This window comes from Pseudomonas protegens (genome assembly GCF_003363755.1).
GTDB lineage: Bacteria > Pseudomonadota > Gammaproteobacteria > Pseudomonadales > Pseudomonadaceae > Aquipseudomonas > Aquipseudomonas danubii.
This window is the reverse complement of record NZ_CP031396.1, coordinates 4469225-4492613: the sequence shown is the minus strand read 5'-3', so window position 1 is coordinate 4492613 and position 23389 is coordinate 4469225. Positions and strand designations below refer to the sequence as shown.

Annotated in this window: 20 protein-coding genes and 3 tRNA genes; 3 read left to right on the top strand and 20 right to left on the bottom strand. The window is 59.5% G+C overall.

Annotated features, from left to right (window positions below; all coding sequences use genetic code 11):
* The first annotated feature begins 91 nt into the window (after positions 1 to 91).
* On the top strand, positions 92 to 1087 hold the full coding sequence (cra, locus tag DWF74_RS20275; protein ID WP_115581589.1) for a catabolite repressor/activator: 996 nt from the start codon (positions 92 to 94) through the stop codon (positions 1085 to 1087).
* A gap of 3 nt (positions 1088 to 1090) precedes the next feature.
* Positions 1091 to 1882, top strand: a complete 792-nt coding sequence (locus tag DWF74_RS20270) for a TatD family hydrolase (RefSeq protein ID WP_115581588.1) — start codon at positions 1091 to 1093, stop codon at positions 1880 to 1882.
* An 18-nt stretch (positions 1883 to 1900) separates the two neighbouring features.
* Here the strand turns inward: DWF74_RS20270 and DWF74_RS31075 are convergent, their stop codons facing one another.
* From DWF74_RS31075 to DWF74_RS20250, 4 genes are all read right to left on the bottom strand, one after another.
* Positions 1901 to 2605, bottom strand: a complete 705-nt coding sequence (locus DWF74_RS31075) for a methyl-accepting chemotaxis protein (protein WP_372342434.1) — start codon at positions 2603 to 2605, stop codon at positions 1901 to 1903.
* 1540 nt (positions 2606 to 4145) lie between these two features.
* Positions 4146 to 4982 carry a regulatory signaling modulator protein AmpE gene (gene ampE, locus DWF74_RS20260; protein ID WP_115581586.1) on the bottom strand — a complete coding sequence of 279 codons (837 nt, stop codon included), beginning with the start codon at positions 4980 to 4982 and terminating at the stop codon, positions 4146 to 4148.
* Entirely contained in the window at positions 4979 to 5539 is a 561-nt protein-coding gene (gene ampD / locus DWF74_RS20255; protein WP_115581585.1) for a 1,6-anhydro-N-acetylmuramyl-L-alanine amidase AmpD, read from the bottom strand. The genes ampE and ampD overlap by 4 nt, the downstream gene beginning before the upstream one ends.
* 63 nt (positions 5540 to 5602) lie before the next feature.
* Positions 5603 to 7831 carry a DUF1631 domain-containing protein gene (locus DWF74_RS20250; protein WP_115581584.1) on the bottom strand — a complete coding sequence of 743 codons (2229 nt, stop codon included), beginning with the start codon at positions 7829 to 7831 and terminating at the stop codon, positions 5603 to 5605.
* 363 nt (positions 7832 to 8194) lie between these two features.
* Here DWF74_RS20250 and nadC point away from each other — a divergent pair, with 363 nt between their 5' ends.
* Positions 8195 to 9043, top strand: a complete 849-nt coding sequence (gene nadC / locus DWF74_RS20245; RefSeq protein ID WP_102861091.1) for a carboxylating nicotinate-nucleotide diphosphorylase — start codon at positions 8195 to 8197, stop codon at positions 9041 to 9043.
* Positions 9044 to 9083: 40 nt separating this feature from the next.
* Here nadC and DWF74_RS20240 read toward each other — a convergent pair whose 3' ends face one another.
* The 16 genes from DWF74_RS20240 to folP form a co-directional block, all read right to left on the bottom strand.
* The gene (locus DWF74_RS20240; protein WP_047283892.1) at positions 9084 to 9380 is read right to left on the bottom strand and encodes a DUF6388 family protein; all 297 of its coding nucleotides are present in this window, start codon (positions 9378 to 9380) and stop codon (positions 9084 to 9086) included.
* Between the two features lie 269 nt (positions 9381 to 9649).
* Entirely contained in the window at positions 9650 to 10171 is a 522-nt protein-coding gene (locus DWF74_RS20235) for a hypothetical protein (protein WP_102861089.1), read from the bottom strand.
* Between the two features lie 482 nt (positions 10172 to 10653).
* Positions 10654 to 10729 (bottom strand) — tRNA-Thr (locus DWF74_RS20230).
* A 118-nt stretch (positions 10730 to 10847) separates the two neighbouring features.
* Positions 10848 to 12953: a polyribonucleotide nucleotidyltransferase gene (gene pnp / locus DWF74_RS20225; protein WP_115581583.1), complete on the bottom strand. Its 2106-nt coding sequence runs from the start codon at positions 12951 to 12953 to the stop codon at positions 10848 to 10850.
* A gap of 197 nt (positions 12954 to 13150) precedes the next feature.
* The gene (gene rpsO, locus DWF74_RS20220) at positions 13151 to 13420 is read right to left on the bottom strand and encodes a 30S ribosomal protein S15 (protein ID WP_011059205.1); all 270 of its coding nucleotides are present in this window, start codon (positions 13418 to 13420) and stop codon (positions 13151 to 13153) included.
* 115 nt (positions 13421 to 13535) lie between these two features.
* Positions 13536 to 14453 carry a tRNA pseudouridine(55) synthase TruB gene (truB, locus tag DWF74_RS20215; protein ID WP_011059204.1) on the bottom strand — a complete coding sequence of 306 codons (918 nt, stop codon included), beginning with the start codon at positions 14451 to 14453 and terminating at the stop codon, positions 13536 to 13538.
* Between the two features lie 3 nt (positions 14454 to 14456).
* Positions 14457 to 14858: a 30S ribosome-binding factor RbfA gene (rbfA, locus tag DWF74_RS20210; RefSeq protein WP_016967778.1), complete on the bottom strand. Its 402-nt coding sequence runs from the start codon at positions 14856 to 14858 to the stop codon at positions 14457 to 14459.
* A 159-nt stretch (positions 14859 to 15017) separates the two neighbouring features.
* Entirely contained in the window at positions 15018 to 17534 is a 2517-nt protein-coding gene (infB, locus tag DWF74_RS20205; RefSeq protein ID WP_102861087.1) for a translation initiation factor IF-2, read from the bottom strand.
* A gap of 27 nt (positions 17535 to 17561) precedes the next feature.
* Positions 17562 to 19043 carry a transcription termination factor NusA gene (nusA, locus tag DWF74_RS20200; protein WP_011059201.1) on the bottom strand — a complete coding sequence of 494 codons (1482 nt, stop codon included), beginning with the start codon at positions 19041 to 19043 and terminating at the stop codon, positions 17562 to 17564.
* 47 nt (positions 19044 to 19090) lie between these two features.
* On the bottom strand, positions 19091 to 19549 hold the full coding sequence (rimP, locus tag DWF74_RS20195) for a ribosome maturation factor RimP (RefSeq protein WP_041120545.1): 459 nt from the start codon (positions 19547 to 19549) through the stop codon (positions 19091 to 19093).
* A 130-nt stretch (positions 19550 to 19679) separates the two neighbouring features.
* Positions 19680 to 19756: transfer RNA gene (locus tag DWF74_RS20190), tRNA-Met, on the bottom strand.
* Positions 19757 to 19852: 96 nt separating this feature from the next.
* Positions 19853 to 19938, bottom strand: a tRNA-Leu gene (locus DWF74_RS20185).
* A 29-nt stretch (positions 19939 to 19967) separates the two neighbouring features.
* Positions 19968 to 20351, bottom strand: coding sequence for a preprotein translocase subunit SecG (gene secG, locus DWF74_RS20180; protein ID WP_015634120.1), 384 nt, complete (start codon positions 20349 to 20351; stop codon positions 19968 to 19970).
* A gap of 4 nt (positions 20352 to 20355) precedes the next feature.
* Positions 20356 to 21111 (bottom strand): triose-phosphate isomerase, encoded by a 756-nt coding sequence (gene tpiA, locus DWF74_RS20175; RefSeq protein ID WP_102861086.1) that lies wholly within the window; start codon positions 21109 to 21111, stop codon positions 20356 to 20358.
* Between the two features lie 66 nt (positions 21112 to 21177).
* Entirely contained in the window at positions 21178 to 22515 is a 1338-nt protein-coding gene (gene glmM, locus DWF74_RS20170; protein ID WP_102861085.1) for a phosphoglucosamine mutase, read from the bottom strand.
* Between the two features lie 16 nt (positions 22516 to 22531).
* The gene (gene folP / locus DWF74_RS20165) at positions 22532 to 23383 is read right to left on the bottom strand and encodes a dihydropteroate synthase (RefSeq protein WP_110653077.1); all 852 of its coding nucleotides are present in this window, start codon (positions 23381 to 23383) and stop codon (positions 22532 to 22534) included.
* Positions 23384 to 23389 lie beyond the last annotated feature (6 nt).

Sequence of the window (23389 nt, the reverse complement as noted above, 5' to 3'; positions counted from 1 at the left end):
CGATGGCCGGTTCCGACGTTGGTCGCCTGCCCAGATCAGGTAGGATTGGCGAAAATGTCGGGGCAAGCACCAAAAACAAGGAAATCCCGGGTTGAAACTCAGTGATATCGCTCGCCTGGCCGGTGTGTCCGTTACCACCGCCAGTTACGTCATCAACGGCAAGGCCGAACAACAACGCATCAGCAACGCCACCGTGGAACGGGTGCGCGCGGTGGTGGAGGAACACGGCTTCACCCCCAACCCCCAGGCCGCCGGCTTGCGCAGCCGGCACACCCGGACCCTGGGGTTCATTCTTCCGGACCTGGAAAACCCCAGCTACGCGCGCATCGCCAAGCTGCTGGAGCAAGGCGCCCGGGCCCGGGGCTATCAATTGCTGATCGCCAGCTCCGACGACGCACCGGACAGCGAGCGGCAATTGCTCCAGCTGTTTCGCGCGCGGCGTTGCGATGCGCTATTCGTCGCCAGCTGCCTGCCAGCCGAAGACGACAGCTATGAGCAATTGCAGGCCCAGGGCCTGCCGATCATCGCCATCGACCGGGTGATGCCGGCGCAGCAGTTCTGCTCGGTGATCAGCGACGACCTGCACGCCAGCCTGCAACTGACCCAGAGCCTGCTTGAGCCCGAGCCCAAGCAGATCGTGCTGATCGGCGCGCGCCCGGAACTGAGCATCAGCCAGGAGCGCGCCGCCGGTTTCCGCCAGGCCCTGCAAGGCTTTGCCGGTGAGGTACTGATCGAGCATGGCGAAGCCTTCAGCCGTGAGTGCGGCCGGCAGTTGATGGAGGAGTTGCTGCAGCGCCTGGGCCACCTGCCGGATGCCCTGGTGACCACCTCCTATGTGCTGCTGCAGGGGGTGTTCGATGCTTTGCACGACTTCCCGCTCAAATCCCGGCCGCTGCGCCTGGGCACCTTCGGTGATACCCAGTTGCTGGACTTCTTGCCGCTGCCGGTCAACGCCATGGCCCAGCAGCATCAACTGATCGCCGAAAAAGCCCTGCAACTGGCCCTGGCCGCCATCGAAGAAGGGCAATACCAGCCCGGCGTCCAGGCCATCGCCCGGACCTTCAAACAGCGCATCCGGCAGGCTTGATCCGTGGAACTGATCGACACCCACACCCATCTGGATTTTCCGGATTTCGACGATGACCGTGAGGCGCTGCTGGTCGACAGCCGCGCCCGGGGCGTCTCGCGAATGGTGGTGCTGGGGGTCTATCAGGCCAATTGGCAGCGGGTCTGGGACCTGGTGCAGAGCGATGCCAGGTTGTACGCGGCCTTTGGCCTGCACCCGGTCTATCTGGACGCTCATCAACCCGCCGACCTCCAGCAACTGGAGGACTGGCTGACGCGATTGGCAGGGCATCCTCAGCTGTGCGCGGTGGGCGAGATCGGCCTGGATTACTTTCTTGCGCAATTGGACCGCGAGCGCCAGCAATCGCTGTTCGAGGCCCAGTTGCAGCTGGCGGCGGACTTTCACTTGCCCGCCCTGCTGCACGTGCGGCGCAGTCACGCCGCGGTGATCGCCACCTTGAAGCGCTTCAAGCTCAAGCGCGGCGGCATCATCCACGCCTTTGCCGGCAGCCGCGAGGAAGCCCGGGAATACATCAAGCTGGGGTTCAAGCTGGGCCTGGGCGGCGCCGCTACCTGGCCTCAGGCATTGCGCCTGCGCAAGGTCCTTGCCGACCTGCCCCTGGACTCTGTGGTGCTGGAGACCGACTCGCCGGACATGGCGCCCGCCATGTTTCCCGGCCAGCGCAACAGTCCGCAGCATTTACCGGCGATCTGCAGCGCCCTGGCAGACATCATCGGTATCGCTCCCGAGCAACTGGCCAGGGCCAGCACCGGTAATGCCTGTGAGCTGTTCGGCTGGCCCTCAGGCACGCCGTAACGATCGCCTCCTCCCAGGTCAGACGCGGAAAGCCCCAATCAGCTGTTTCAACTGCACCACCTGGGCCGACAGCTGGCGGCTGGCATCCTCGGTCTGGTGCGCGCCTTCGGCAGTGCGTTCACCGGCGCGATTGATCTCGACAATGTTCTGGTCAATGTCGTGGGCCACTGCCGTCTGCTGCTCTACGGCGGCGGCGATCTGCTGGTTCTGGTCGACGATCATGCCTACCGCACCCAGGATGTTTTCCAAGGCCTGCTGAACCTTTTCCGACTGGTCGACCGTGCCATTGGCCATGGCGTGACTGCTGCCCATGGCCTTGACCGCCGCGCCGACGCCGCCGTGGAGCTTGCCGATCATTTCCTCGATTTCTTCGGTGGATTGCTGAGTGCGCTTGGCCAGGGTCCGCACTTCATCGGCCACCACGGCAAAACCCCTGCCTTGCTCGCCGGCGCGGGCGGCCTCGATGGCGGCATTCAGGGCCAGCAGGTTGGTCTGTTCGGCAATGCTCTTGATCACTTCCAGCACCCGACTGATGGACTGGCTGTCGCTGGCCAACTGGTTGATCACCCGCACTGACTGATCGATCTCGCTGGCCAGGCGAGCAATGCTGTCTTGCTGGGACTCCACCAGCCCACGGCCGCTGATGGTTTCGTCGTTGACGCTGTGGGCACTGCTGACCGCCGCTGCCGCGCTGCGGGCCACTTCCTGGGAGGTGGCGGACATCTGGTTCATGGCCGTGGCCACTTGTTCGATCTGGCTGCGCTGGCCAGCCACGGCCTGATTGCTCTGAGCCGAGACGCTTTCCACCTGCCCAGCCTGGCGCTCAACTTCGCTGACGGTATGGCCGACCCGTTCGATCAGGTCGTGGATCTTGCGCACCGTGCCGTTGAACACACTGCCCAGTTCGCCCAGCTCATCACGGCTGTGGGCGGTGAAGGTGACGGTCATGTCCCCCGCCGCCACCTTGTCCATCATCGCCCCCAGTTGGCGCAGGGTGGTGCGGGTGGAGGCATAGAAGCCGCCGTACAGATAAACGATGGAGAGAAACACCAGGGCCAGGGCCGCTACCAGCAGCACCATGTGGCTGCGGTTCTGCTGCAGGCGTTTTTGCAGCTCGACATCAAGGAACTTCAAGGTGCCTTCGTTGAGTTGATAGTTCTGCGACATCAGGCTGCTGATCTGGTCGTAGAACCCCTGCCAGGGCGCGTCCAGGGTATCGGCCATCACCACCTGCTCTTCGAACAGTTCGCTGGCCTGCTTGAGGCTGCCTTTGCTGGCACTGGCCAGGCTGTCCAGGGCGTCGTGGGCGGCGCGGCTGGAGCCCAGGGCATCCTGCAGCTTGAGTCCGTACTCGGCCTGAAGCTTTTCGATCTGCACCAGCAGCTCGTCGAAGCGGGTGCTGGATGAAGAGTTGAGAAAACCCTGGCCCAGGGAATAGGCGCCCATGGCCCGACCTTCTCCCAGGGTCTGGGTGACTTGCGGGGTGACGCTGGTGATCAGCTCGCTGAGCTGGCGGATATCGCTCTGAGCATCGCGGCTCAGGCCCGACTGGCTGGCGATGATCTGGCTGAACAACTGCGCGCTGCCCAGGAGCTTGCCGATCAGCCCGCTTTTGTTCAGCAGCGAGCTTTCCACCTGCTGGGCCTTGAAGGCCGCCACCAGCTCGTCGCGCTTGGCGTTGAACACCTCGACCTGCTGGGGATCGACGGTGACGGCCTCAAGAGCCTGCATGCGCTCGAGCACGGACTTTTCCAGGGCGACTATCTTGCCCTCCAGATCCCCTGCCTTGCCGGACTGACCAAGGCTGGCGTTGATCTGCACCAGGTTGTTGAGGGTCTCCAGGTCCCGGCGCAGAGCCAGGCTGCTGCCCAACAGGTCGAGACTTTGCAGTTCGACCCGGGTGCCCTGGAACTCCCGGTAGGAGTCGCGTACCAGATAGAAGTTGGTCACCAGCATGGGCACAAAGAACAGCACGCTGATCAGGCTGAACTTCATGCCGAAGCTCAGGCGGTTCATCAGCGCGACAGCGGGATAGAGCAAGCTCTTCACAAGGAAGTCTCCCTTTTCTTTTATTGTTATGGGCCGGCAGGCGAAGGCAGCAGAAAGCCACTATTCGGCGCTCCGTCTGTATAGCTCAATTTGGGGGGAGGTTTTGTAACTTAAAGTTAACCGCGCATGGGCGGTGGATCGGGGCGGTGGATCGAGCCCGTGGCCCGGGCTGGCGCAGCGAGCCAGACTGGCTCGCTGCGCCAGGGGCACAGATTCAGGCGAGAACGGTCCACAGGGCAAAACCGGCGTACCAGAGCACAGCCGCCCGCAGCTGCAGCTCCCAGATGCGGTCCAGGCTATTGATGCCTTCGGGCCCGGCCAAAGGCGGAGGAATCTCGGCGGCCACCAGGCCGACCTTCTCTACCAGTTGCGCGGCGCTGATGTGCCAGTTGAGCAACTCGTGGAGCATCACCCGGCTCACGGCCACGAAGTTGCCCACCAGAGCGAAGCTCGCCGCCAGCAGGCGCACCGGCAACCAGTCGAAGGCATGGCGCAACTGCGCCGCACGCTCCACCAGAGCGGGATTCTTGCCGTACTCGGTAGCCAGCGCCAGCAGGCGATAGCTCAAGGCCGCCACCGGGCCCAGCAGGAAGTACCAGAAGATCACCACGAAGAAGCTCTGGAAGGCCTGCCACAGCAGATAGCCCTGGACCCGTTCGAGCAGTTGCTCGCCATTGTCGGCGTCAATGTTCAGGTCACGCTTGGCCACATGCACTGCTGCTTGCAAGTCTTCACGGCGCCAGGCATCGCGAAACGGCCCGAGGCCACCGAGCAGATCGCCCCGGCCCAGAGCATAGATCACCACCAGCAGATGCACCGGCAGGGCCAACAGTCCATAGGTGACCGGCTCCAGCACCAGCAGCAAGAGACCGAGCAAGGCCACCGGCAGCAATACCAGCACCAGCAACAGGCACCATGGATGCCCCGCCAGACGCGGGCTGGCCTCCAGCCGCGCCAACTCCTTGAGCCACCAACCGTCGCGCTGCACCCGCTGGCGCAAGGCCGAGAATTTCTCGATCCACACCGCCAGCAGCAACACCAGAAAACTCATTGTCCTTCTCCCTTCTCCAAGGCGGCACGATAACGTGTCCAGTCAAAAGCCTGGCCCGGGTCGGTCTTGCGCCCGGGAGCGATGTCGCTATGACCACAAATCCGTTGTGGCGTGATGGCGCAGAAAGCCGCCTGTAATTGATTGGTCAGGGCACTCAGGGAACGGTACTGGGCGTCGGTGAAGGGCAATTCGTCAGTGCCCTCCAGTTCGATGCCCAGGGAAAAATCGTTGCAGGTGTCCCGCCCCTCGAAGCTCGACACTCCGGCATGCCAGGCCCGATCCAGACAAGAGACAAACTGAGTGACCGCGCCGTCACGTTCGATCAGAAAATGCGCAGACACGCGCAAGTCGGCGATCCCGGCAAAATAGGGATGCTCTGTGACATCAAGGCGATTCTGGAAGAATTCCTGCACCTTGCCGGTGCCGAACTGCCCCGGCGGCAGACTGATGTTATGAATCACCAACAGGGAGATCTCGCCTGCCGGGCGTTCATTGAAATTGACTGACGGGCAGTGCCGTACGCCGTGACACCAACCCGTGGCAGGGTCCAGCCGCATACCGATTCCTTCAACTAAAGCCTTGAGTGGCCCAGTATGCCGCGTTACCCCCTCGGGTTGCGATCACTTGCCGTGATTGAGTCGCTGCAGATTGCCGATCACCGATTCCAGGGCCCGATCGAACAGCAAGGTATCGTCCAGCGCCCGCACCGCGCCGCGATGAAACTCCAGGGCCAGGCCCATGCGCGTGCGCTCCAGGACTTTCAGTCCGGTGCGGTTGACGAATACGTACTTGGCCACGGGATGGGGAACAATCGCCGCCAGTTTGCAGCGCAAGGTATTGTCCTCGTCCTCCTGAAACTCGACCCAGGCCCCCAAGCGCAGTTGCTCCACTTGCAACACACCGGGGTCATTGGCCGGCAGAGCCAGCGGAGCGGCCTCCAGGGGGCCTTCTTCGGCGCTGGGCAGAACGATCTCCTGGGCCACCACGATCAGATCGCTACGCTCGGCCCCCAGGGGCACCACTCGCTGTTGCGGTGCCTGGGCTTCACGCTCGAATGCCTGCAGGTGCAGAAGCTCCAGCTGACTGAAGAATTCGCTAGTGGCAAAAGGATCGAAAGCTGCGCTGCTCAAACCGTCTCGCAGGCCCTTGAGCAGTCCCGGCACCACGGCCAACAGGCGCATTGCAGTGTCCGGCTGCTCGTGGCGTTGCACACTCCAGATCAGCTCGCGCATGACGCCCTCAGCAGTGCGCCATTCGGCAGAGTCATCACCGTGCTTCAGGCAACTGAGCAACAGCACCTGGCTCCAGGCATCGCGAACAAAATCCACCACTGTGTGCGGCAGCACCTTGCCCAGCAGCGCTTCATTGAGCGCCTGTTCCACCCGCCGTCTCGCCAGCTCCGCCTTGGCCCGCCCCTCCTCCGCGTCTCGGGTGCGCTGCTCCAGCAACTCGGCACGACGTCGTTCGTCGGCGGTAAAGGCGAGAAAATCGGCCAGCAGCTCGGAAAAGATCGCCGGGTCGTCGGTGAATTCGCTCAGCAGGCGTTGCACCACTTGTTCGATTCGCAGATACAGGCTGTCGCGCTGATGGTCATCGCAGCCGCCCCAGCCCATCGCTGCGGCAGCGATTTCATTGAGCAGGCGCCGCGCCGGGTGGTTGCCGCGACTGAAGAAGCTCTTGTCCAGCACCGCCACCTTGAGCATGGGAATCTGCAGGCGGCCGATCAGCGCCTTGAGGGACTCCGGTAGGTTACGGTCGTCAAGGATGCACTCGAAGAGCATGGCGATCAGGTTGATCACATCCTCGTCGGCAACATCCACGACCCGGGACTTGCCGCTCTTGACGCTGACCCGGGTGAGCAGTTGTTCCAGCTGATTGCGCAGGTCGAAATCTTCCTGGGCACTGGGGGCCGGCACGTATTGCTGCAGATGGGACAGCAGACGCATGAGATCACGGGTCGAAATCGGTTGGGTTTCAGCGCTGGGCTCAAGGGTCGGGGCAACGCTGCCGCGCACATGCAAAAGCAGTGTCTGCAAGGCCGCGAAGACTTCCTGCACGCTCTCGTCGAGCGGGCTCTGACCCGGTTTGTGCGCACCGCCATCGGCAATGGCGGTCTGGGCTTCAGCCTGGGCTCGATCCGAGGCCCGGCGCGCCGGGGCCGGCATCAGCTCCGGCAGGATTCCAGTGGCGATCAACAGTTGGTTGGCTTCGCCATAGAGCAGTTCGGCATCGCTGAGCACGTACCGCTCGAACAGCTTGAGGATGATCAACTTGACCTTGATCTCCACCCCCAGGCTGCGTCCGGACTGGAGGAAGTACTCACAGAGCAGCGCCGGAGCCAGAGGGTTTTCCGCATCCGCCAAGCGCCGGCCCAGCAGTACGCCCAGGCGCGCCGTCAGTTGCCCGAGGGCGAAGCCGTCCCGGTTGAGAACCTTGGCCACCATGGCATCCACAGCCACGGTCTTTTCCAGATCATCCCGGGAAGGGTCAAGAGAAGGGTCGTAAGCCACCGTATGGGGAATGACCAGGGCCGGGTCGTACTGCACCAGGCCGGCGAAGGCTTCGAAAAACTTTTCCAGAAAACCGCGTTCGATGCTTTTGCGCTTCAAGCGCAGATCGCGCATGGCCTCAAACAGAGTGTTCTGCTCGACATTGTTCTGCGCCCGATCGGCCATTTCGAACAGCGTGTCGTCGGCGTTATCGAACAGTTCCTGTAAACCATGACGCAGCTGCTGGGCGGCCTTGTCTCGAACCTGAAGCAGAATCACCGGCAGGCGGGCAAGCGGCGAAGCGGTCGCCTGATCTGTAGCCGCCTTGTGCAAAGGCACTACATTCCCGTCGTTGTGCATCCAAGCCTCCTGGAAAGGTGTTTCTTCGGTTCGAAATCAAGGTTCAGTCAAGCCGACGGCGCTCACAGTCGGCTCTCAGCGGAGGCAAATGCATTCCACTGCACTTTATTTAAGGGGGAGCCAAAGACACGTCAAAGCTATGACGTCAATTACAAGTCATATTATCTTGTAAAAGCCCCCTCTTGCGCCAGCAGACTCTGCCGCCCATCCGGAAATAACCCTCAGGCAAACAAGAAAAATCACTACAGCTCATCAGACAAATCGACGAAAGACAGGTTCGTCAAAGACTCGCCGAGATTTGCCACCTTGGGTTCGCCGATCCCATGCCCCTATAATCGGCGCACTTAGTTTGTGGAGCCCGTTATGCCGAATCTACGCCTCGCCGACCTGACCGCCGAAATCGAAGCCAACGTGCGCCGCGCGTTGCTGGAGGACATCGGCAGCGGCGACATCACCGCGCAACTGATCCCGGCCGAACGCCTGGCCAAAGCCACCATCATCACTCGCGAAGCGGCGGTCGTCGCTGGTACAGCCTGGGTGGATGCGGTGTTCCGCCAACTGGACCCGCGGGTTGCCGTGCACTGGCAAGTGGCTGACGGCGAGCGGGTGGTACCCAACCAGGCGCTGTTCCACCTGGAAGGCCCGGCCCGCTCACTGCTCACCGGCGAACGCAGCGCTCTGAACTTCCTGCAACTGCTGTCCGGCGTGGCCACCCGCGCCCGTTATCTGGCCGACTTTGTCACCGATACCCAGGTCAAGCTGCTGGATACCCGCAAGACCCTTCCCGGCCTGCGCCTGGCACAGAAATACGCGGTTACCTGCGGCGGCTGCCACAACCACCGTATCGGTCTGTATGACGCCTTCCTGATCAAGGAGAACCACATCGCCGCCTGTGGCGGCATCGCCCAGGCCATCAGCGCCGCCCACAAGATCGCCCCGGGCAAGCCGGTGGAAGTGGAAGTGGAAAGTCTTGGGGAGTTGAAGGAGGCCCTGGCAGCCGGAGCCGACATCATCATGCTCGATGAACTGAGCCTGGACGATATGCGCGAAGCCGTGCGCCTGAATGCCGGCAAGGCCAAGCTGGAAGCCAGCGGGGGAATCAACGAAAGCACCTTGCGCCCGATTGCCGAAACCGGGGTGGACTACATTTCCATCGGTGCCATGACCAAGGATGTGAAAGCCCTGGACCTGTCCATGCGGCTGAGCATCTGATCCATGAAAAACGCCAGCCTGATTAAGGCTGGCGTCGGGCTCAACTGTCGATCTCGTTGAGCTGCAGATAATCCTCAAGGTCCATGCCCAGCGCTTCAGCAACCTCCTGATGCACCTCCAGGCGCATAGCCTTCAGTTCCTCCGGTGTCTCGGCCACCAGATCGAGCACCAGTTCCCACGGCTCGATGCCGCGAGACTCTGCCTCGTCCTCAAACGCCCATTGCGCTTGCTGCTTCTGTTCTTCGGGGCTCAGGGCGCTGATTTCCTCTTGCAAGGAAGGCGTGGCAGCCAGGTACCGTTCAAGCGCTACGTCGATTCTTGCCTCTTTAGGAATCATCTCGTTCTCTCTGATCATGGGAATGGAAGATGGATCTGGATCGTTGGGATCTCTCTGCCGCAAAAAACCGTTACAACCGTCGATTTATCTGGCCTTCAGAACCATTCGGGATCATCTGAAAACAGCATGCTGGTACTCAGACAGCAACCGAATATAGGACCTTTGGGCGACGATTTATATGACCTGATGCACCGATGAGCGAGAAATCGGCGGATTTCCGGGCCGTCACCAGACACAGACTCGCCAGAAACCTCAGGAAACCAGGTTGATCAGCCGGTCGCTGTTCCTTTTCTCAAGCAAACGCCTGCCTTGCCCAGTTCGAAAAATCTTCTGAGATTTTCCAGGATGTCGTACTGCTGAACTGTCCCATCGCGGGCAATATTCATTTCAGCCTTGGTCACCCACAAGTGCCCTTCCTTGCTTTGATTAGGAATAACGGAGAGCACGATATTGAACTTTGTAGCCTCAGGAGGGGTCCCGGCTGACTTAGGTTCATAAAAATTGAAAGTCAGCTGGTTATCGCCATCGGGTGAGACGCTTTGCGCACTGACAACAGGCAGTCCAGCCTTCGAAGCAGTTGGAAAATTAGCCGAGAACAACACATTTGTGCCTCGTACCTCTTTGGTTATTTCCAGATAATATTGTTCAGTATCTTTCACATTCGCCGGAGTGGTGCACTCTTCACCCTCCATTGCAAAATACTGCCCCTCAAACTTATACGTAGGCGCCTTCTCGCAGGCTGCAAGGGCCAGCGACACCGCGCCGATCAACGCCAACTTCCACTTCTTCACGCTGAACACTCCATGATTCCGGGGCGCCATTATGGGCAATGCCGTTCGCTGGCACCACCTGATTCATGAGCGGCATCAAGTAGCCGCATAAGCAACTAAGTACGACTTCCATCCCACCACAAAAGCATTGACCTCAGATGCCAACGGCAAAACTGCCAGAAGCACGATAGGCACTAGCGAATACAAAGAAACGAAGTTTCGGTTCGGCTTACTACCTACCTGCTGTAAGAGTCTTTAAAAAACGCCATTCAATAATCAACTACAGGGGGTAGCCAATTAAATAGAAAAGCACATCCAGTAACCCGCAGAATAAGCCATGACAACTATCAATAATGAGTTATGGATACTACCCGTGAACTCAACATAGATTAAACCTACCCGACGGCACTCTTAAAAACGTATCGTTCGAGGGCGCTCATTCAGCACAAGATGGACTTTGCTGGAGGGGCCATACACTTGCAAACCGCTCCAAACTCGATATCTGGTGCCGGTGACAGGAATCGAACCTGCGACCTTCGCGTTACGAGTGCGCTGCTCTACCGACTGAGCTACACCGGCGTGGACTAAAACCTAGCACCCGCACCCTGGACCAGCAACCAAGAAGCCTTGCCGCACATAGCAAAACGCCCCGAACCAGTCGGGGCGTTTGCTTGTTCAGCGTAAGGCTAAAAGGCGATTAAACGCCCGAAGCTTTGGCTGCTGCCACGTCTTTGATGGACAGCTTGATACGGCCGCGGTTGTCCACGTCCAGTACCAGCACTTCCACTTCCTGGCCTTCCTTCAGGATATCGGTGACTTTCTCAACGCGAGCGTCGCTCAGCATGGAGATGTGCACCAGACCATCCTTGCCCGGCAGGATGTTGACGAAAGCGCCGAAGTCGACGATGCGCTCAACCTTGCCGACGTAGATCTTGCCGATCTCGGCTTCCGCGGTGATGCCCAGAACGCGCTGACGCGCGGCCTCTGCAGCTTCCTTGGTTTCGCCGAAGATCTTGATCGAACCGTCGTCTTCGATATCGATCGACGCCTTGGTTTCTTCGCAGATCGCACGGATGGTGGCGCCACCTTTACCGATGACGTCACGGATCTTGTCGGTGTCGATCTTCATCGCGATCATGGTCGGTGCGTTGGCCGACAGCTCGGTACGGGACTGACCGATGATCTGGTTCATCTGGCCGAGGATGTTCAGGCGAGCTTCCAGGGCCTGGCCCAGGGCGATCTCCATGATTTCTTCGGTGATGCCCTTGATCTTGATGTCCATCTGCAGCGCGGTGACGCCTTTGGCGGTACCGGCTACCTTGAAGTCCATGTCGCCCAGGTGGTCTTCGTCACCCAGGATGTCGGTCAGGACGGCGAACTTCTCGCCTTCTTTAACCAGGCCCATGGCGATACCGGCAACCGGCGCCTTCATTGGTACACCAGCGTCCATCAGCGCCAGGGAAGCACCGCACACGGAAGCCATGGAGCTGGAACCGTTGGATTCGGTGATTTCCGATACTACGCGGATGGTGTAAGGGAACACGTCAGCGGCTGGCAGCATGGCCTGGACCGAACGACGGGCCAGACGGCCGTGACCGATTTCACGACGACCAGCGCCGCCCATGCGACCACACTCGCCCACCGAGAACGGAGGGAAGTTGTAGTGCAGCATGAAGGGGTCTTTCTTCTCGCCTTCCAGGGTGTCCAGCAGCTGTGCGTCACGGGCAGTACCCAGGGTCGCAACCACCAGGGCCTGGGTTTCGCCACGGGTGAACAGGGCCGAACCGTGAGTCTTCGGCAGGACGCCGACTTCGATGTTCAGCGGACGTACAGTGCGAGTGTCGCGGCCGTCGATACGTGGCTTGCCGTTAACGATGTTTTCGCGAACGGTGCGGTATTCGATCTCGCCGAAAGCGGCTTTGACGTCGGCAGCCGAAGGCTGACCTTCTTCACCGGAGAGCTTGGCGAGCACCTGGTCTTTCAGCTCGCCCAGGCGAGCGTAACGATCGGCCTTGACGGTGATGGTGTAAGCCTGGGAGATGGCTTCGCCGAACTCGGCACGGATAGCGCCCAGCAGTTCGGTGGCTTCTGGGGCAGCAGCCCAGTCCCAGGTAGGCTTGGCAGCTTCGGCGGCCAGCTCTTTGACAGCCTTGATCACCGACTGGAATTCGTCGTGGGCGAACAGTACAGCGCCCAGCATCTGGTCTTCGGTCAGCTCTTTGGCTTCCGACTCAACCATCAGCACGGCTTCTTCGGTACCGGCCACAACCATGTCCAGGCTCGAAGCAGCCAGTTGTTCGTAGGTTGGGTTCAGCAGGTAGCCGGTGCTTTCGTGGAAAGCCACGCGAGCGGCGCCGATCGGACCGTCGAAAGGAATGCCGGAGATCGCCAGGGCAGCCGAGGTACCGATCATCGCAGCGATGTCCGGATCGGTCTTCTTGCTGGTGGAAACCACGGTGCAGACAACCTGCACTTCGTTCATGAAGCCTTCTGGGAACAGAGGGCGGATCGGACGGTCGATCAGACGCGAGGTCAGGGTTTCTTTCTCGGAAGGACGGCCTTCACGCTTGAAGAAACCGCCAGGGATCTTACCGGCAGCGTAAGTCTTTTCCTGGTAGTGAACAGACAGAGGGAAGAAGCCCTTGCCTGGATCGGCTTGCTTGGCGCCAACCACGGTCACCAATACGCTGACGTCGTCGTCAACGGTGACCAATACTGCGCCGGAAGCTTGACGGGCGATACGGCCAGTCTCGAGGGTTACGGTCGACTGACCGAACTGGAATTTTTTGATTACCGGGTTCACGGTGTCCTACCTTCTTTGTGGCTCTTGGGGAAACTTGATTCTTGCGAAATTCTTGGGCAATGCGGGGAATCGGCCCAGCCTTTATTGTCCAGGTAAAACGGTGCAGCAGATAAAACTTGAGGCTGGGAGCCTGCCATACGCCGGCGGAAAAACCGCTGACGCATGGCAAACAACCAACCTCATAGCGCAATCGCTGATTAGCGACGCAGACCCAGACGACCGATCAGGGTGCTGTAACGGCTCAGGTCTTTGCCTTTCAGGTAGTCCAGCAGCTTACGACGCTGGTTTACCATGCGGATCAGGCCACGACGGGAGTGGTGGTCTTTACCGTTGGCTTTGAAGTGACCTTGCAGTTTGTTGATGTTGGCGGTCAGCAGTGCAACTTGCACTTCTGGCGAACCAGTGTCACCAACAGCTTGCTGGTAGTCGGTTACGATCTGAGCTTTTTCTTCAACGCTGAGTGCCATGTGGGCAATCCTTATATCAGGAAACTGTTCAAGAACAGTTTCAACAGGCCAGGGACAAATCCCTGTATCTATAAATGAGTAGTGACCGTGCCTGTTAACAGCCACCCTCGTCCGGTCATTCTGACCGAATCAGTCGACGCGGCGCGATGCGCCCGTCTTCGCTCACTTCACCGATACCGATGAAGCGACCGTTGTGATCCTGTACCCGCACCATGCCGAACTTCGGTGCATCCGGGGCACGTACCGGCTGGCCATTGAGCCAGTAGAACGCGCTGTGCTCCGAGAACTGCAGCAGTGGCCAATCCAGCAGGCCGCTGTCCGATGGCATCAGGAAGCGATCTACCGCTTCATTGCCGCCTTCGGCGTGCACGGCTTCAAGCTCTTCCAGGGTGACCGTCTGGGCCAAGCTGAAAGGTCCGGCCTGGGTCCGTCGCAGCTCTGCAACGTAAGCACCGCAGCCGAGCTTTTCACCAATATCTTCCACCAGGGTGCGGATATAGGTGCCTTTGCTGCAGTCCACCGCCAGGCGCGCAGTGTCGCCTTCAAAGGCGAGTAATTCCAAGCGCGCAATAGTAACAGAACGCGGTTCGCGCTCCACCACTTCCCCTGCACGAGCCAGTTTGTAGAGTGGCTGGCCATCACGCTTGAGGGCGGAGTACATCGGCGGTATCTGTTTGATTTCGCCGCGAAATTCCGGCAATACCGCTTCGATATCGGCACGACCAACGGTCACTTCGCGGGTCTGCAAAACTTCGCCTTCAGCATCCGCGGTGGTGGTGGTCTTGCCCAACTGCGCCAGGGTTTCGTAACCCTTGTCGGAATCGAGCAGGTATTGCGAGAACTTGGTGGCCTCACCGAAGCACAGCGGCAGCACACCGGTGGCCAGGGGATCGAGGCTGCCGGTGTGACCGGCCTTCTCGGCATTGAGCAACCAGCGGACTTTCTGCAGCGCCGCATTGGAGGTGAAGCCCAGCGGCTTGTCCAGGAGGATGATGCCGCTGACGTTACGACGGATACGCTTGACCTGAGCCACCGCTTACTCCTTGGCGTCTTCAGGGGCAGGCGCGTCGCCATGCTGGCTGTCTTCAGCCACGGCACGCTCGATCAGGGCCGACAGGTGTGCCCCGCGGGCCACGCTTTCGTCGTAATGGAAGTGCAGTTGCGGCACGCTGCGCAGCTTCATTTCCTTGGCCAGTTGCATGCGCAGGAAACCTGCCGCCGAGTTCAGCACCTTGATGCTCTGGGCGATCTCTTCGGCGTTTTCCTGGCCCATCACGGTGATGAAAATCTTCGCGTGACCGACATCACGGCTGACTTCCACGGCGGTGATGGTCACCAGGCCGACGCGTGGATCCTTGACTTCGCGACGGATCAGCTGCGCCAGTTCGCGCTGCATCTGATCACCGATGCGTTGGGTACGGCTGTATTCTTTTGCCATGTCTTGTTACCTGTTACTGCCTCACGGTGAAACCCGTGTGGTCTGAAAGCGGCAAACGCCCGGCCTGGCAGGAGCCAGACCGGGCGTTGCGTTTAGAGGCCGCTGGAGGCGCCGGGCACTTGCATGCGGCGGGCCACCAGGGCTCTTGAAGTGCGCGAGTTAGAGGCTGCGAGCAACCTGGACCTTCTCGAAGACTTCGATCTTGTCACCGACTTTGACGTCGTTGTAGCTCTTCACGCCGATACCGCATTCCATGCCGGCACGCACTTCGGAGGCGTCATCCTTGAAGCGGCGCAGGGATTCCAGCTCGCCTTCGAAGATAACGATGTCTTCACGCAGTACACGGATTGGACGGTTACGGTGCACGACACCTTCGATGACCATGCAACCGGCGATCGCGCCAAACTTCGGCGAGCGGAACACGTCGCGAACTTCGGCAACACCCAGGATGTTCTCCCGAACGTCGCTGCCCAACATACCGGTCAGGGCTTTCTTGACGTCTTCGATGATGTCGTAGATCACGTTGTAGTAACGCATATCCAGACCTTCCTGCTCGACGATCTTCCGGGCGCCGGCATCGGCACGCACGTTGAAGCCGAACAGTACAGCGTTGGAGGCCAGTGCCAGGTTGGCGTCGCTTTCGGTAATACCACCGACGCCGCCGCCCACTACACGCACTTGCACTTCGTCGTTGCCCAGGCCGTTCAGAGCGCCTTGCAGAGCTTCCAACGAACCACGGACGTCGGATTTGAGGACGATGTTGAGCGTCTTCTTCTCTTCCTGGCCCATGCTTTCGAAGATGTTTTCCAGCTTGCCGGCGTGAGCACGAGCCAGTTTGACTTCGCGGAACTTGCCTTGACGGAACAGAGCCACTTCACGGGCTTTCTTCTCGTCGGCCACTACGCTCATCTCGTCGCCAGCGTCCGGGGTACCGTCCAGGCCGAGGATCTCGACCGGAATGGAAGGACCGGCTTCCTTGATTGGCTTGCCGTTCTCGTCGAGCATGGCGCGCACGCGGCCGTAGTTCGAACCGACCAGCACCATGTCGCCTTGACGCAGCGTACCGTCCTGAACCAGTACGGTGGCTACCGGGCCGCGGCCCTTGTCGAGACGGGATTCAACCACGACACCACGGCCAGGAGCCGAAGGAGTCGCCTTGAGTTCCAGTACTTCGGCTTGCAGCAGAACGGCTTCGAGCAGGTCGTCGACACCGGTACCCATTTTCGCGGAAACCGGTACGAACGGCGTATCGCCACCCCAATCTTCCGACGTCACGCCGTGAACCGAGAGTTCACTGCGGATACGGTCCAGGTCGGCGCCCGGCTTGTCGATCTTGTTCACCGCAACCACCAGCGGAACGCCGGCAGCTTGAGCGTGCTGAACAGCTTCAACGGTCTGCGGCATCACGCCGTCGTCCGCTGCAACCACCAGGATCACAATGTCGGTGGCCTTGGCACCACGGGCACGCATGGCGGTAAACGCGGCGTGACCTGGGGTGTCGAGGAAGGTGACCATGCCGCGCTCGGTTTCTACGTGGTAGGCACCGATGTGCTGGGTAATACCACCGGCTTCGCCCGCGGCCACTTTGGCGCGACGGATGTAGTCCAGCAACGAGGTCTTACCGTGGTCAACGTGGCCCATTACGGTCACGACCGGCGCACGGGCAACCGCTTCACCTTCGAACTTCAGGGACTCGGCCAGGGAATCTTCCAGGGCAGTGTCGCTGACCAGGGTCACTTTGTGGCCCAGTTCTTCAGCAACCAGCTGGGCAGTTTCCTGATCCAGAACCTGGTTGATGGTGGCTGGAGTGCCCAGCTTGAACATGAACTTGATGACTTCGGCAGCCTTGACCGACATCTGCTGGGCCAGTTCGCCCACAGTGATGGTCTCGCCGATCTGCACGTCACGTACCACTGGCCCGGTTGGACTCTGGAAACCGTGAGCATTGCGCTTCTTCAGCTTGGCCTTGCCGCGACCACCACGACGGAAGCCATCGCTTTCTTCGTCGGTGGTACGTGGAGCAACGCGCGGCGCTGGTGCCTTTTCCTTGACCGAAGCACGATGCGGAGCGTTTTTGCGCTCGCCATCGCCGCTGCGACGGTTGTCGTCGTTGCGGGACTTGTCCGGACGGCGCTGCTCGTCTTTCTTGCGCTCGGCAACCGGCGCCGGAGCGGCCACTGGTGCTTCTTGCACAGCTTCGACCACAGGCGCAGGTGCAGGGGCTGCAGCAGCTTGCGCGGCAACAGGCTCGGCAACCGGAGCAGGCTGGCGACGCGCTTCTTCTTCGGCGCGACGCTTGGCTTCTTCTTCAGCCTTTTGACGAGCAGCATTTTCTACTGCGCGGCGTTCTTCCAGTTCGCGTTGACGCTCGGCTTCAATTTCTTCCGGGCTGCGCTGCACGAAGACTTTCTTCTTGCGCACTTCAACGCTGATGCTCTTGCTGCCAGCAACACGCAGGGTGCTGGTGGTCTTGCGCTGCAAAGTGATCTTGCGTGGTTCTTCCACTTTCGCCTTGTGGCTGCTTTTCAGATGAGTCAGCAACGACTGCTTCTCACTGTCGCTCACATGTTCCTCGGCGGCGGTGTGCGGCAGACCTGCCTCACGCATCTGCTGCAGCAGGCGCTCTACCGGTGTTTTGACCTCATCGGCCAGTTGTTTCACCGTGACTTGCGTCATGCACTTCTCTCCTCAGGCCGCGCCTAATTACTCGAACCAGTGGGCTCGGGCGGCCATGATCAACTTGCCGGCACGATCATCGTCAATGCCGTCGATGTCGAGCAGGTCGTCAATAGACTGCTCGGCCAGGTCTTCGCGGGTAATTACGCCGCGCACCGCCAGTTCCATCGCCAAATCCTTGTCCATACCCTCAAGCGAGAGCAGGTCTTCGGCCGGATGGGCGTCTGCCAGCTTTTCCTCAGTAGCGATGGCTTTAGTCAACAAGCGATCCTTGGCCCGAGCGCGAAGCTCGTTGACGATGTCTTCGTCAAAGCCGTCGATGTTGAGCATTTCTTCCAGCGGTACGTAGGCAATCTCTTCCAGGCTGGTGAAGCCTTCATCAACCAGAACCTGTGCCAGTTCTTCATCGACTTCCAGCTCATCGATGAAATTGCGCAGGATGTCGCCGGTTTCTGCTTGCTGCTTGGCCTGGATGTCCGATTCGGTCATCACGTTCAGGGTCCAGCCAGTCAATTGGCTGGCCAGACGCACGTTCTGACCACCGCGACCGATGGCCTGAGCCAGATTGTCTGCGCCAACGGCGATGTCCATGGCATGGGCATCTTCGTCAACGATAATTGCCGCGACCTCAGCCGGCGACATGGCATTGATCACGAACTGCGCCGGGTTCTCGTCCCACAGGACGATGTCCACACGCTCACCGCCCAACTCGCCGGAAACGGCCTGGACGCGCGAACCGCGCATACCAATGCACGCGCCCTGCGGGTCGATGCGTTTGTCTTTGGAGCGGACTGCGATCTTGGCGCGCGAACCCGGATCACGGGAGGCGGCCATAACTTCGATCAGGCCTTCGGCAATTTCCGGCACTTCGATACGGAACAGCTCGATCAGCATTTCCGGCGCGGTACGCGACAGGATCAGTTGCGGGCCGCGGTTCTCGGTGCGGATTTCCTTGAGCAGCGCGCGCAGACGCACGCCAACCCGGAAAGTCTCACGGGAGATGATGTCTTCACGGGCCAGCAACGCTTCGGCGTTGTTGCCCAGATCGACGATCACGTTGTCACGTGTCACTTTTTTCACGGTGCCGGAGATGATTTCTCCCAGGCGCTCGCGATAGGCATCAACCACCTGTGCGCGCTCGGCTTCGCGAACTTTCTGCACAATGACCTGCTTGGCGGTCTGGGCAGCGATGCGGCCGAACTCGATGGATTCGATTTTCTCTTCGATCACATCACCGACTTTAGCGTCGGGATGGGTTTCACGCGCCTTGCTCAACCAGGTCTCGACCGCTGGATCATCCAGATCGGCTTCTTCAACCACCGTCCAGCGACGGAAAGTTTCATAGGAACCGGTGTGGCGATTGATTTCCACACGCAGGTCCACTTCGTCTTCAAAACGCTTTTTGGTAGCAGTGGCCAGGGCCAGCTCCAGCGCTTCAAAAATCACGCTTGCCGGTACACCCTTTTCATTGGATACCGACTCAACAACCAGCAGTACTTCTTTGCTCATCGTACGCCTCGCCTTTCGCAAGCCATTGGATCCGCGGGATCCGCGTCTCAGTCAAAACTGGGAATAATGTTGGCCTTGTCGATCATATCGATCGGCAACAGAAACTCGTGATCATCCACCTGCACCACGACGTCCTGCTCCTCCACCCCGCGGAGAAGGCCCTGAAAATTACGCCGACCTTCGAAAGGCGAGCGCAGCTTGATCTTCACTTGCTCACCGACATACTTGGCGAACTGTTCAAGGGTGAACAGTGGGCGTTCCATGCCAGGAGAGGAAACCTCAAGGGTGTATTCAACGGAAATCGGATCTTCTACGTCGAGAACACCGCTGATCTGACGGCTGACGATGGCGCAATCGTCCACCAGCACGCCGCCTTCTTTATCGATATAAACGCGCAACAATGAGTGGCGACCCTGAGCCGAAAACTCAATACCCCAGCATTCATAGCCAAGGGCCACGACCACCGGGGCCAACAAGGCCTGCAACTGTTCTAGCTTGCTCGACACCTGAACCCCCTCGTGCATGCTTGTGCAAATAAAAAATGGGCGAAGCGCCCATCCCGGAAACGCCGTTGAATAGCGGCGTTATAAAGTGTCCAGCTAACAAAAAGCCCCTGAAAAGGGGCTCCGCTAAAACTGGTTGCGGGGGCCGGATTTGAACCGACGACCTTCGGGTTATGAGCCCGACGAGCTACCAGACTGCTCCACCCCGCGACAAAGCTGGGGCGGAAGTATACGACTGATCCCTTTTTGGGTCAATGTAACCTTCCACCTACAAGAAAGCCCGCAACCGCGGGCTCTCCTGACAATTGGTACCGAGAAGGGGACTCGAACCCCTACACCCTATGGGCACAACCACCTCAAGGTTGCGTGTCTACCAATTCCACCACCTCGGCATAGACTACGTTACTGCGTGAAACTCTTCTTACTTCTGCTCTGGAGCTGGAGGTACGTCAGTCGCACTATTGGCCGACTTTTGCTCTTGGAGCACCGGGACATCATCAGAAGCCGGTTTTTGCTTTGGTACTTCAAGTACTGCTGGATCTGGCAAACCTACTTGAGTCAGCTGATGAGCTTTCTCTTTAGCAAAGTAACCTAACCCCAAGCTGGTTATGAAGAAACCGGCGGCAAGTATAGCAGTAAACTTACTAAGAAAGGTAGAGGAACCTTGGCTTCCGAACACAGTATTTGAAGCACCTGCACCGAAAGACGCGCCAGCATCCGCACCTTTACCCTGCTGCAGCAAAACCAGAGCAACTACGCCCAGGGCACCCAGCAGATGAAAAACGACTACGACTGTTTCCAGCATTTTTTCAGTTTCCCGCGGCGCGACAGATCGCACCGAACTCATCTGCATTCAGGGAAGCTCCACCAATGAGCCCCCCATCGATATCCGGCATGCCGAACAGTTCGACCGCATTGGCCGCCTTCACGCTGCCGCCGTATAGAAGCCGCACTCCTCGTGCCACTTCAGAATTCTCTGCCGCCAACTGCGCGCGAATGGCTGCGTGCACATCCTGCGCCTGTTGCGGTGTTGCAGTCAGTCCGGTACCAATGGCCCAGACCGGCTCGTAAGCGATAACAGCACTGGCGAATGCGCCAACACCCAACTCTTCAATGATGCTGCCCAGCTGACGCCCGACAACCTCCAGAGTCTTCCCCGCTTCGCGCTGCTCGAGGGTCTCCCCCACACACAGAATCGGCTTAAGGCCACAAGCCTGTGCCGCAGCGAACTTGCGGTTAAGCGTCGCGTCCCGCTCGCCCATGATCATGCGGCGCTCAGAGTGCCCAACCAGCACAAGGGAACAACCTGCGTCCACCAATTGACTCGGGGCGATTTCGCCCGTCAACGCACCTTGCATGGATTCCACCGCAGAGTTCTGCGCGCCGACCTGAATCGACTTGCCTTTCAAGCCATCAATCACTTGATTGATATACAAGCAAGGCGGGAATACCGCGACATCAACACCGCTTGGCAAGGCCAGATGACGAAGGCCGTTGATCAGCTCAGCGACGCTGGCGCGGGTACCGTGCATCTTCCAGTTACCAGCTACCATAGGGCGACGCATGCTGTACCTCGTCGGTCAAAGTGGGCGCAGATGTTACCCAACCAAAACAACACTGGCAAGCCGAAATCAGGCAGAAACTTCAGCAACCAGTTTTGCCAGCTCATCAGCATAAGCGCGAACCTGTGCTTCATCGTCACCTTCGACCATGACACGCACCAGCGGCTCAGTACCGGACTTGCGCAGCAGAACCCGACCACGCCCCGCCATAGCAGTCGTAACGCGCTCGCAAGCCTCTTTCACAGCAGGATGCTCAACCGGGCTCTCGCCCCCACCAAAACGGACATTGACCAGCACTTGAGGGCATTTGCGCAGCCCTTGGCGTGATTGCGCCAGACTTTCACCGCGCGCCTTGAGCGCCATCAGCACCTGAAGCGCGGCGATGATCGCATCACCAGTGGTCGCGTGACGGAAGCACACGATATGGCCGGAATTCTCTCCACCCACCAACCAGTTGCGCTCAAGCAGCTCAGCAATCACATAACGATCACCTACGTTGGCCCGGACAAAAGGAATACCCAGATCCGCCAGAGCCAGCTCCAGCCCCAGATTGCTCATAAGCGTCCCGACCACACCGCCTTGCAACTTGTCACGCTCATGCAGGTCACGGGCGATGATGAACAGCAGCTCATCACCGTCAACAATTGCACCGGTCTGGTCGACCATCAGCACCCGGTCACCGTCGCCATCAAAGGCAATACCCAGATCCGCGTGCTCAGCCAAGACCGCTGCCTGCAATTGCGACATATGAGTCGAACCGCAGTTCTCGTTGATGTTCAAGCCATTAGGCTGCGCAGATAGAACCGTGACTTGCGCACCCAACTCGCGGAATACACTCGGCGCGACCTTGTAGGTGGCGCCATGAGCGCAGTCCAGGACGATCTTCAAGCCTGCAAAACTGGTGCTCGATGGCACGCTGCTCTTGCAGAATTCGATATAGCGCCCCGATGCATCGTTGATCCGCGACACCTTGCCGAGCTTGCTCGACTCCACCACGGTCATGGGCGCATCCAGTAACTCCTCGATCATCAACTCCACCTCGTCAGGCAACTTGGTGCCCTCACCCGAGAAGAACTTGATGCCGTTGTCATCATGGGGATTGTGCGAAGCACTGATGACAATCCCGGCCTCCGCATGGAAGGTGCGCGTCAGATAGGCGATAGCCGGAGTTGGCATCGGCCCCAACAGCATGACATCTGCACCGGCAGCAGATAGCCCTGCCTCGAGAGCCGATTCGAACATGTACCCAGAGATACGCGTGTCCTTACCTACCAGCACACGGCAAGCCCCCATGCTGCGGAAAGCCATGCCCGCCGCCCAGCCGAGCTTGAGCATGAAGTCTGGAGTAATAGGGTATTCGCCCACACGACCACGAATGCCGTCGGTGCCAAAATATTTCTTAGTCATAAGTACTCCATCGTTCTTATTCAGCGGATTCCACTGCCGCAATCATTCGCACCACATCCACCGTTTCGGCGACATCATGGACGCGGATAATCTTCGCGCCCTTGGTCACCGCCAGTGCCGCCAGTGCCAGGCTACCGTGCAATCGCTCGGCCACAGGCCGATTCAGGGACTGGCCAATCATGCTTTTGCGCGACACCCCGACCAGCAGGGGACGCCCAAGGGCATGCAAGGCCTCCATATGCTTGAACAGACTCAAGTTGTGCTGCAGGGTCTTGGCAAAACCAAAGCCCGGGTCAAGAACAATCCGCCCAGCCTCGATCCCCACCGACGCACACGCCGCCATCCGCTCAACCAAAAACTCACTCACTTCCCGAGTGACGTCCTGGTAATGCGGGTTGTCTTGCATATCGCCAGGCTCACCGAGCATGTGCATCAGGCATACAGGCAAACCAGTAGCGGCCGCCGCATCCAGGGCACCATCACGGCGCAGTGCGCGCACATCATTGATCAACCCCGCTCCCAGGCGAGCGGTTTCACGCATGACGGCCGGCGTCGAGGTATCAACGGAAATAACCACATCCAGCTCGCGATTAATTCGCTCCACGACCGGGGCCACACGCTCCAACTCTTCCAGGGGCGATACCGCACGAGCACCCGGCCGCGTCGACTCGCCACCGATATCGATCAGCGTAGCACCAGCAAGAACCATGGCCTCTGCATGCCGCAAGGCGACATCCAGTTGACTGAAGCGACCGCCATCGGAGAAGGAATCGGGGGTTACATTGAGAATGCCCATGACATGCGCACGGGCCAAATCAAGAACCCGGTTGCCGCAAGGCAACCGGGTGGAGGAAGGAACAGAAGTCATTTAAAA

What these genes read in the sequence shown, in the direction of transcription:
- infB (WP_102861087.1), bottom strand. Translation starts at nt 17,534, where the DNA reads ATGACGCAAGTCACGGTGAAACAACTGGCCGATGAGGTCAAAACACCG.
- DWF74_RS20250 (WP_115581584.1), bottom strand. Translation starts at nt 7,831, where the DNA reads ATGCACAACGACGGGAATGTAGTGCCTTTGCACAAGGCGGCTACAGAT.
- rbfA (WP_016967778.1), bottom strand. Translation starts at nt 14,858, where the DNA reads ATGGCAAAAGAATACAGCCGTACCCAACGCATCGGTGATCAGATGCAG.
- rpsO (WP_011059205.1), bottom strand. Translation starts at nt 13,420, where the DNA reads ATGGCACTCAGCGTTGAAGAAAAAGCTCAGATCGTAACCGACTACCAG.
- nusA (WP_011059201.1), bottom strand. Translation starts at nt 19,043, where the DNA reads ATGAGCAAAGAAGTACTGCTGGTTGTTGAGTCGGTATCCAATGAAAAG.
- tpiA (WP_102861086.1), bottom strand. Translation starts at nt 21,111, where the DNA reads ATGCGTCGCCCTATGGTAGCTGGTAACTGGAAGATGCACGGTACCCGC.
- folP (WP_110653077.1), bottom strand. Translation starts at nt 23,383, where the DNA reads ATGACTTCTGTTCCTTCCTCCACCCGGTTGCCTTGCGGCAACCGGGTT.
- secG (WP_015634120.1), bottom strand. Translation starts at nt 20,351, where the DNA reads ATGCTGGAAACAGTCGTAGTCGTTTTTCATCTGCTGGGTGCCCTGGGC.
- ampE (WP_115581586.1), bottom strand. Translation starts at nt 4,982, where the DNA reads ATGAGTTTTCTGGTGTTGCTGCTGGCGGTGTGGATCGAGAAATTCTCG.
- nadC (WP_102861091.1), top strand. Translation starts at nt 8,195, where the DNA reads ATGCCGAATCTACGCCTCGCCGACCTGACCGCCGAAATCGAAGCCAAC.
- DWF74_RS20240 (WP_047283892.1), bottom strand. Translation starts at nt 9,380, where the DNA reads ATGATTCCTAAAGAGGCAAGAATCGACGTAGCGCTTGAACGGTACCTG.
- DWF74_RS31075 (WP_372342434.1), bottom strand. Translation starts at nt 2,605, where the DNA reads ATGTCCGCCACCTCCCAGGAAGTGGCCCGCAGCGCGGCAGCGGCGGTC.
- ampD (WP_115581585.1), bottom strand. Translation starts at nt 5,539, where the DNA reads ATGCGGCTGGACCCTGCCACGGGTTGGTGTCACGGCGTACGGCACTGC.
- glmM (WP_102861085.1), bottom strand. Translation starts at nt 22,515, where the DNA reads ATGACTAAGAAATATTTTGGCACCGACGGCATTCGTGGTCGTGTGGGC.